This is a genomic window from Paenibacillus brevis (assembly GCF_018919145.1).
Taxonomy (GTDB): domain Bacteria; phylum Bacillota; class Bacilli; order Paenibacillales; family Paenibacillaceae; genus Fontibacillus; species Fontibacillus brevis.
In genome coordinates this window covers 1-2063 of sequence record NZ_JAHLQJ010000043.1, presented here as the reverse complement: position 1 = coordinate 2063, position 2063 = coordinate 1, and the positions used below count along the sequence as shown (strand labels likewise).

The window sequence follows — 2063 nt, the reverse complement described above, 5'->3', positions numbered from 1 at the left end:
TTGGCCTAACTTCCTTTCCACTAATCCCTGCAATTGCTGTTGCAGCTGTTCCAGTGGAATATCTGAGACGACCGGAGCCAGGAAGCCGTAAATAATCAGGCGTTCGGCCTGCTCACGGGAAATGCCGCGCGACATCAGGTAATAAATTTGCTCCTGGTTCACCTGTCCAACCGATGCTGCGTGTCCCGCTGTGACATCGTCTTCGTCAATGAGAAGAATCGGGTTTGCATCCCCGCGTGCTTTAGGGCTGAGCATCAGCACTTTTTCCGTCTGCTGCCCATCTGCCTTGGTTGCGCCCTTCTCAATCTTGGTGATCCCGTTTATGATGGCCGTAGCCTGCTCCCGCATGACCGCACGGGTAATCATTTGGCTCTCTGAGCTCTTGCCAAAGTGAACTGCTTTGGTGGTATAGTTCAAGCGCTGGGAGCCAGAGCCAACCGCAATCACCTTCGCATCGGAATTCGAGCCATTGCCCTTCAGAATCGTCAAGGTCTCACTGGCTGAATCCCCGCTATTCATTTCGCCTACAATCCATTCGATGCTCGCATCGTTTCCAAGCCTAGCCCGGCGGATCGTATAATCAGTTGTAGTTGCATTCAGGTGATGGACCGTAGCGAATTGTACCTTAGCCCCATCCTTGACGATCACCTCAGCCGCACCGTTATGCACAATGCTTTCGCTATAGTCTCCAGAAATATAATTATCGACGTAAGTTACCCGGCTGTTCTCCTCTGCCACAATAAGCACATGAGGGGCGAATACGGTCTCTGTACTGTCGATCAGGAAAATGCTTTGCAGCGGAATATCCACTTCCACATTTTTGGGCACATAGAGGAATACGCCGCCGTTCCAAAGCGCGCTATGCAGTGCGCTTAGACGGTTCTCCTCCGGCTTAATGATCGAATGAAGATAAGACTTCACCAGATCTCCATGCGAGCGTGCTGCTGTCTGCAAGTCGGTAAAAATAACGCCTTTTTCAGCTAAATCAGCGCTCAACTGCGCAAATACACTCGTATGATTTTGCTGAACCAGCAAATTACTGTTTTCCTGCAGATTCACGAATGATGCTACCTGCTCCGGGAGCTGCTCCTTCAATGCGGGAGCGGAGGAGGTCCATGAGCCAAAATGGTTCAGGGCCCACCGTTCCATTTTTGTCTTTTCCAATATAGGCAATTCCAGATCGGCGGCAAGCTTCAGCGCATCTACTCTGCTGTCTGTAAGCCATGCCGGCTCACCGCTGCCCGAAGAAGAGCTCCGCAGTTGTTCCGGATTGACCGGAAGAACGATTTGTGTCGTCATTTTGCTTCTCCTCCTTCCGATTAGGCTTCTTGGCCTACCGTTTCATCCACAATACCGAGTTCTTCCTTCACCCAATCATAGCCGTCACGTTCCAGACGCTCGGCAAGCTCAGGTCCGCCGGATTTCACAATACGTCCTTGCATCATGACATGAACATAGTCTGGAGTAATATAGTTAAGCAAACGCTGATAGTGCGTAATGATCAAGAAGCCGCGTTCTTCGCTGCGCATGGCGTTAACCCCGTTCGCAACAATGCGGAGCGCATCGATGTCAAGACCGGAGTCGATTTCGTCAAGAATAACGATCTTCGGATCAAGCATCGTCATCTGAAGAATTTCATTCCGCTTCTTCTCCCCGCCGGAGAAGCCTTCATTCAAATAACGATGAGCGAACTCAGGATTTATCTCAAGCTCTTTCATCTTGGTTTCCATTTGACGTATGAATTTAATCAGGGAAATTTCATTTCCTTCTCCGCGGCGTGCATTGATCGCACTGCGCAAGAAGTCGGAGTTGGTTACGCCCGCGATCTCACTCGGATATTGCATAGCAAGGAACAATCCTGCCAATGCGCGTTCATCGACACCCATCTCCAGCACATCTTCACCGTCGATAGTTACCTTGCCATCTGTTACTTCATATTTCGGATGACCCATCAATGCAGAAGCCAGCGTACTTTTACCTGTACCATTCGGCCCCATAATCGCATGAATCTCTCCGCCTTTTATTTCAAGGTTGATCCCTTTCAGAATCTCTTTCCCCTCGAT

2 protein-coding genes are annotated in these 2063 nt (G+C 50.0%); both read right to left on the bottom strand.

Annotated elements, in window-relative coordinates; translation table 11 throughout:
• Positions 1-1299, bottom strand: a 1299-nt coding sequence (gene sufD, locus KQJ23_RS23505) for a Fe-S cluster assembly protein SufD (protein WP_216481325.1), incomplete at its 3' end; no start/stop codon positions are given.
• 20 nt (positions 1300-1319) lie between these two features.
• On the bottom strand, positions 1320-2063 hold a 744-nt coding region (sufC, locus tag KQJ23_RS23500; RefSeq protein WP_216481324.1), incomplete at its 5' end, for a Fe-S cluster assembly ATPase SufC.